Source organism: Treponema endosymbiont of Eucomonympha sp., assembly GCF_001028545.1.
In genome coordinates, this window is sequence record NZ_BBPW01000039.1 from 1 (window position 1) to 6,585 (window position 6,585).

The 6,585-nt window shown below is 59.1% G+C and carries 8 protein-coding genes and 1 pseudogene; 2 read left to right on the forward strand and 7 right to left on the reverse strand.

Going from position 1 to position 6,585, the window contains the following annotated elements; genetic code table 11:
* Positions 1-252: 252 nt before the first annotated feature.
* A complete protein-coding gene (locus tag AWU74_RS11490) occupies positions 253-420 on the forward strand; it encodes a hypothetical protein (RefSeq protein ID WP_187150810.1) in 168 nt (55 codons plus the stop codon).
* Here the strand turns inward: AWU74_RS11490 and AWU74_RS10100 are convergent.
* The 7 genes and pseudogenes from AWU74_RS10100 to AWU74_RS03125 form a co-directional block, all read right to left on the reverse strand.
* Positions 404-499 (reverse strand): annotated as a pseudogene (locus AWU74_RS10100) (IS5/IS1182 family transposase); the annotation flags it as partial. The gene AWU74_RS11490 and the pseudogene AWU74_RS10100 sit on opposite strands and share 17 nt — an antisense overlap.
* Positions 500-577: 78 nt before the next feature.
* Positions 578-730, reverse strand: a complete 153-nt coding sequence (locus tag AWU74_RS11495) for a hypothetical protein (RefSeq protein WP_162482018.1) — start codon at positions 728-730, stop codon at positions 578-580.
* Positions 731-1,060: 330 nt separating this feature from the next.
* Entirely contained in the window at positions 1,061-1,339 is a 279-nt protein-coding gene (locus AWU74_RS03105; RefSeq protein ID WP_062327473.1) for a hypothetical protein, read from the reverse strand.
* A 173-nt stretch (positions 1,340-1,512) separates the two neighbouring features.
* Positions 1,513-2,118 carry a phosphoribosyltransferase gene (locus AWU74_RS03110; protein WP_062327476.1) on the reverse strand — a complete coding sequence of 202 codons (606 nt, stop codon included), beginning with the start codon at positions 2,116-2,118 and terminating at the stop codon, positions 1,513-1,515.
* Positions 2,119-2,123: 5 nt separating this feature from the next.
* The gene (gene glgA / locus AWU74_RS03115; RefSeq protein ID WP_062327478.1) at positions 2,124-3,617 is read right to left on the reverse strand and encodes a glycogen synthase GlgA; all 1,494 of its coding nucleotides are present in this window, start codon (positions 3,615-3,617) and stop codon (positions 2,124-2,126) included.
* A gap of 21 nt (positions 3,618-3,638) precedes the next feature.
* Entirely contained in the window at positions 3,639-4,850 is a 1,212-nt protein-coding gene (locus AWU74_RS03120) for a pyridoxal phosphate-dependent aminotransferase (RefSeq protein WP_062327480.1), read from the reverse strand.
* Between the two features lie 818 nt (positions 4,851-5,668).
* A complete protein-coding gene (locus AWU74_RS03125; protein ID WP_062327482.1) occupies positions 5,669-6,223 on the reverse strand; it encodes a hypothetical protein in 555 nt (184 codons plus the stop codon).
* A gap of 104 nt (positions 6,224-6,327) precedes the next feature.
* Here AWU74_RS03125 and AWU74_RS03130 point away from each other — a divergent pair.
* On the forward strand, positions 6,328-6,585 hold a 258-nt coding region (locus AWU74_RS03130; protein ID WP_162504725.1), incomplete at its 3' end, for a transposase.

A 6,585-nucleotide genomic window follows, 5' to 3' on the forward strand; every position in this document is an offset into this window, starting at 1 on the left:
AAAACGTCTTCCGTGCCCTCAAGCGCTGGCGGGGAATTGCTGCGCGCTATGCAAAGCTCACCGCTTCCTTCATCGCCGCCATTCATGTCAGGTGTTTATTCCTCTACCTTCCAGTCCACACTACCTAACCTAACGAGAACCTCCCGCGCGGACGGCTCGGCTGCCGCCGCCGCTTTTGCGCCCCGAAAATATTGACAGGGCGCGGAACATATTGTATACTTCTATGCATATTACACGTATTGGAGGCAAAAGATGAATGCAGCGAAGAGGTTTTTGACCGGCGCAGCCGTAGCGGCGGGAGCGCTGGTTTCATGCCGGCAGGAACTGTCGCCGGACGCGCCGCGCGAGGCGGCAAGCGGCGCGGAACGCGAAGGGCTAGGCAGTGTGGACTTGAAGGTGGATGTAAAGGAAAACACCTGATATGAATAGCAACGATGAAGGAAACGGTAAGCTTTGCATAGCGCGTAGCGATTCCTCGCCAGCGTTTGAGGGTGCCGAAAACGATTTTAATGAAATATTCCATAGTTTGCTGTGGAGTATTTCATTCATATCTCCCTTTTTACCTCTCTCCTCCTCTTTAGTCCACACTACCTAGTCCTGCAGAAGTTCCGGCTCCGCTTTCATTTGGTTCATTGGCGAAGCCGTCACACCCTAAAATGCTGGCGACGACGGTTGCTGCAACGGCGATAATTGCGGCAGCGTTTATGGCTGCCTTTTTGAACTCGGTCATTTTTCTTTCCCTCCGCTAATGCGTTTACTATGCATAACAGTATACAACACGCTCCGCGCCCTGTCAATATTTTTTTGTGACTGTTTTCGCGCCCAAAAGCGGCTTTTGCCTGTGCGCAGTCATAGGGGAAGCGGCAAAACCGCTTCCCCTATGAGACGGGAAAGGGAACGGGCTTTGCCCGTTCCCTTTCTCTCCATTTTGGCAGCCCCAGTCGGCGCGTGCTTATACGCTATGCCTATATGTCAAGTTTCTTCAAGAAACTTGAACGTTCCCCGAAAGGGGAACGCCCCGCTCATACAATTTTCTGAGCCGCCCGCAAGGTCCCGCGAATTACTCGCAAGGTCCCGCGAGCCGCGCAAAAAATTTTGTGAGCGGCGCATAAAATTTTGTGAGTGACGCATAAAATTTTGTGAGTGACGCATAAAATTTTGTGAGCGGCGCAAAAAATTTTGTGAGTGACGCAAAAAACCTTGTGAGCGACGCATAAAATTTTGTGAGCGGCGCAAAAAACTTTGTGAGCGACTCATAAAATCCTATGAGCGGCTCAAAAACGCCGCCAAAGGTCGCGTCCGGTTTTGCCTGTACGCCGTGTATCTCTATATAATACAAAGGTTTTGCCGCCCTATCCCGCCGTTACGCCGTCATAGGGGAAGCGGCAAAACCGCTTTTCCTATGAGACAAGAAAGGGAACGGGCTTTGCCCGCTCCCTTTCTTGTCATTTCGGCAGTCCCGGTCGGCGCGTGCCTTTGCGCCGCGAATGTGCCCGCCCTGTATGCCGCGTGCTACGCGCGGGTATCGTCGAGCACTGTCCGAAGCTCCGGGTCGTGCCGGTAATAGTAGGTTTCAAGCTCTTCGCGCGTCAGCCCGACCAGCTCGTGGCTCATATAATGAATCCAGCAGTCGTCTTCAGGGCGCGCTATGTCGAATTTGCGGCACCAGTAATCGGGCTGAACGGGAAGCTGCTCGCTCTTGTACAAAAAACGCTTGTAATCGTGCACCGCGACTTTTATGTCTTTCCGGGGAATTCCCTTTTCAAGGAACACTTCCGTCAAAAAGTTTATGGTTTTGCCGCTGTCGAAGATATCGTCGATGAGAAGGATTTTGTCGCCCGCCCGAAGGTGCTCCGGCGAATACGTCCAGCCGTCTATCATTATCCGGTCGTGCCGGCGGATATCGGTGTACGAGCGGGCGACGACCGCCGCGTACAGCACCGGACGCCCGCCCTGCTGCGCCAGCTTGAAGTATTCGCTCACCACGTTGGCGACATACGCGCCGCCCCGCAGCGACACATACATGATATCCGGCTCAAAGCCGTCCTGCCGGATTCGGCGCGCCATTTTGAGCGCGTTGTTGCGCACCGCGTCATACGGCAAGAATTCCTTCCGCATACGTTTTACCGCGCCAGTTTTTTGAGCGCCGCTTCGTACACGTCGGCGTAGCGCGCCGCCGCGACGCTCCAGCCGAATTCCTGCTGCATTGCCCGCTTCCGCATGTGCGCGATATGGTCCGGACGGTGGCTCCACGCGTAGACCGCCCAGCACACGGTGTCGAACACGCTTTGCGGCGAAAGGTAGTCGAACATAAAGCCGGTGCCGCCGCCGGTTTTGTCGTCGTAGTTCTGCACCGTGTCCGCAAGTCCGCCCGTGCGGCGCACAATAGGAAGCGTGCCGTACAGCAGGGAATACATTTGGTTCAAGCCGCAGGGTTCGTAGCGAGACGGCATGAGGAAGAAGTCGCTCCCCGCCTCAATCTGGTGGCTCAAGCCGTCGTCATAGCCGAGATACGCGCGGAAGTTCGGCAGCTTCGATTCAAGCTGGCGGATTTCGTCCTGACACCAGCGTTCCCCCGCGCCGAGCACGGCAAACTGCAGCGCGATTTGGCTGCACAGGCGGTACGCGCAGCCGAATGTCGGCGCGAACACCTCCGCCACGCCTTTCTGGTCGGTGAGCCGCGTTACCATGCCGATAAGCGGCACGCTTGCGTCTTCCGGAAGCCCCATTCGCTGCTGTAGCGCCCTTTTGTTCAGCGCTTTTCCGGCGGCGAGCGTCCGCGCCGTGTATGTCCGCGCGAGGCGCTTGTCTTTCGCGGGGTTCCAAATCTCCGTGTCGACGCCGTTCAGAATGCCGTACAGGTCGCCAGAGCGGGAGCGGAGCACACCGTCCATTCGAAAGCCGTGTTCGCCCGACTGGATTTCGGCGGCATACGTCGGGGACACCGTGGTGAGCGCGTCGGCGCTGCACAAGCCCGCCTTCAGAAAGTTGATTCTGTCCCAGTCCTCAAAGCCGGACGCAAAGAAATGCTCCCAGCCCAAGCCGAGCGCGGGGAAATAGTCCTTGCTGTAGTTGCCCTGATAGCCGAGGTTGTGAATCGTGAAGACGCTCGCCGTCCCGCCGAAACCCTGCCGCCGCTCGACAAATTTGAGCAGCACCGGCGCGAGCGCCGCCGACCAGTCGTGCGCGTGAATGACGTCGGGGAACCAGCCGAGCTTGCGGCAAAGCTGGAACGCCCCGTTGCACAGCACCGAAAAGCGCGCGGGGTTGTCGTGAAAATCGCTCTCCGCCGGAGAGCCGTACACGCCGTCGCGCCCGAAACTCTGCTCATGGTCGATAAAGTACACCGGAAGCCCGCCGCTGTTTGCGCGCTCGCTCCCCGGCAATTCGGTCGCGTATACCGCCGTCCACTGCTCGCCGAGGCTGCCGACGGGAACGCCCATAGGCTCCGGGATAAGACGCAGCGCGCTCCGGTCTATCGCGTAATACCGCGGCATGACGATTCTGACGTCGTGTCCCGCGCGGTGCAGGCTGAGCGCGAGCGCGGACACCATATCCGCGAGCCCGCCGGTTTTGGCATACGGCACCGCTTCCGCGGTTATCATTAGAATCTTCATATCGCTCCCCTCAAGTCCTGTTTACCACGATTCCCGCGCTGCTTTAAGCGCGGGAGCCGAGCCCGCAATCGTGCGCTCCGAGACGCAGTACGCCATTCTGAACCAGCCCGCTCCGCCGAAGCTCTTGCCCGGCGCGCACAGCACCAAATGCTTTTTTAAGTGTTCGCAGAACGCCGCGTCGTCCCTGTCGGCTCCCGCCGTATGCTTTCGCTCCGGCACCGCGCAGAACAGATAGAATGCGCCTTCCGGCAGGGCATACGCAATGCCCGCGCTGTCGAGCACGCCAGCCAGCAGGTTCCGCCGCTTTTCGTAGGGCGAATAGTCCGCCTTGCACTCCCACGAAGCGCTTACGACTCGCTGAAAGAACGCCGGCGCGTTCACGAAGCCGAGTATGCGCGTGGCAAAGACACAGGCGGCGGATACGGCGGCGAAGTCGTCCATAGCGGGGTTGAGCGCGATATAGCCGAGCCGCTCGCCGGGGAGGCTCAGGTTTTTGGCGAAAGACGAGACGACGGCGGCGTTCCGGTACAGCGGGAACACCGGCGCGACTCGGCGACCGCCGTACACTATGTCGCGGTACGGCTCATCGCAGATGAGGCAGGGGAAACGCCCCGTCCGCTCGCCGTGGCGGGCAAGCGCCTCCGCGAGGGCGGCGACGTCACGTTCGGCGTAGACCTTGCCGGTGGGGTTATTCGGCGAGTTGAGGAGCACGGCGGCTGTTCTGGGCGAAAGCGCGGCGGCAAGCGCGTCCGAGTCGAGCGAGAAGTCCGCGCGGGACGGCACCGGGCGCAGCACCCCGCCGTGATTCCGCGCGTAGTGGGCATATTCGGGGAAGAACGGGGCGGGGACGAGCACTTCGTCGCCTTCGGACAGCAGCGCCTTGAGCACGCAGTTCAGCGCGCCGGCGGCTCCCGCGCTCATGACGACCCCTTCGGGCAACACCGTTACGCCCTGCTCGCGGGAAACCTTCTCCGCCATTGCCGCGCGCGCAAAGGGGTAGCCCGCATTCGGCATATAGCCGTGCCGCCCGCTTTCCCGCGAGCGCGCGGCGTCTTCTATCGCGCGGACGACGCCCTCCGGCGGCGCAAGGTCGGGGTTGCCGAGGCTGAAGTCGAACACGGCGTCCGCGCCGTGCCGCTTCTTCAGCGCGGCGCCTTCCTCAAACATTCTCCGTATGGCGGACGCGTCGGGGTCGGTCATTCGGGCAAGCAGGGCTGGGGCAACGAGCGGCATAGGGACTCCTTTCGCGTATCATAGTGAAATCCGCGCTTGCCTGTCAACAAATTCGCGGCACAGGGCGTTACTCCGTGCATAGCACGGGGTAACGACAGAGTTTCTTGAGGAAACTCTGCATAGAGGGCGGCGCAGTGATCAGTGGTGTCAGTAAAAGAGGCGGGGGCGGACGTACCAACCGGCAGGCGAGACACCTGCGCGTTCGGGCATGAGGCACCTGCTAGGGCGGGCGCGAGACACCTGCACGGGCGTGCATGAGGCGCCTGCTAGGGCGGGCACGAGGCACCCGCAAGGGCGGGCATGAGGCACCTGCTAGGGCGGGCACGAGACACCTGCTAGGGCGGGCGCGAGACACCTGCTAGGGCGGGCATAAAAAAGAGCGGGGGTTCGCCCCGCTCTTTCGCGTCCTGCCTCTGTGCCGAGTTTCCCGCGCTCCGCTTGCCTGTCAATAAATTCGCGGCACAGGGCGTTACCCGTGTGGGTAACGGTCGAGTTTCTTGAGGAAACTCGGCAGATAGGTAAACTCGCTTGGCATAGAGGCTTTGCCTATGGGTGAAAGCGCATAGGCAAAGCGGATGAATTGCAGAAAAGTAAAACAAAGCGGCTCTCGTAAGGGCTTAAGAGAGTCCCTGTTTTAGAGTAGAACAGAGCCTCTGTTTAGGGCGGGCATGAGACACCTGCAAAAACAGACGCTCGGATGGGCATAAAAAAAGAGCGGGCGTGTGCCCCGCTCTTGTGCGTCTATGTCGTTCGGCATACGCCTCTATGCTTCACCTATCGAACGTTACCCGTGCGTTGGCACGGGCAACGCCGAACGCTCAATTAGCGAAAGCAAACCACGCTATGTCGCTCGCGTCTATAAAAAGCCAGCAGTCATGCTCCCTTTCGTCGAAACTCGCTAGAACGGTCATCTTCGCATTCCGGCAAGCCGTTTCGCTGCGATGCAGGTCACTCCTATTCAAGAATCGCAGGCAGATTGCCGGCGCGTCCCTGCCTTCCTGCGTGTCGGAAGCATTTCGCAAAAAGACAGGCACGCCGCTGCCGGTCACCGCGTACAATAGCTCAAAATCAAAGCTTTCGTGCGGACGCGCAAAAAACAACTGAGACGCCCCGCCGATTTTTGTCGTTTTCCCGTACCTCGCGAGGTATGCGGCGCCGCGGTTTTTACCGTAAACCTCTTTCCCAACGCCATTCAGCAGTTTCGTGTCGAAGCGCGCCCAGCAATACACGAACGGGTTAGCGGTGCTGTACACCTCCGGCTCAACTCCCGCCCAGCGCAGCCATTCCGCCACCCTTCCAATGTCGCTCTGAAAGTATTGGTAAATCGTCGTCTTTCCGCTCGTATCAAAATCATACGCGCTGCAGTCGCGCACGTGTACGTGTTTGCCGTTTTTAAAAAAGAACGTATAAGTCCCGCTGCCGAACGAATCCCCTAGGCAGTGTGGACTAAAGAAAGGAAAAGAGGTAAAATAGGAGCATGAAAGGAAATAAAGGTATTCACCGGCACGATATAAGCGACGAGGCGTGGGAACGGATAAAAGAACTGCTGCCCGGACAGGCAGGGAAGCACGGGGGAGTGGCGAAAGACAACCGCTTGTTTATTAACGAGGTAGCGTGGCAGACGCGCACGGGCGCTCCGTGGAGGGATATACCGCCAGAATTCGGAAATTGGAACAGCATACACAAGCGGTTTTGCCGCTGGCGGGACAAGGGAATATGGAGAATGCTGGCGGAC

What these genes read in the sequence shown, in the direction of transcription:
- AWU74_RS11490 (WP_187150810.1), top strand. Translation starts at nt 253, where the DNA reads ATGAATGCAGCGAAGAGGTTTTTGACCGGCGCAGCCGTAGCGGCGGGA.
- AWU74_RS11495 (WP_162482018.1), bottom strand. Translation starts at nt 730, where the DNA reads ATGACCGAGTTCAAAAAGGCAGCCATAAACGCTGCCGCAATTATCGCC.
- AWU74_RS03110 (WP_062327476.1), bottom strand. Translation starts at nt 2,118, where the DNA reads ATGCGGAAGGAATTCTTGCCGTATGACGCGGTGCGCAACAACGCGCTC.
- glgA (WP_062327478.1), bottom strand. Translation starts at nt 3,617, where the DNA reads ATGAAGATTCTAATGATAACCGCGGAAGCGGTGCCGTATGCCAAAACC.
- AWU74_RS03120 (WP_062327480.1), bottom strand. Translation starts at nt 4,850, where the DNA reads ATGCCGCTCGTTGCCCCAGCCCTGCTTGCCCGAATGACCGACCCCGAC.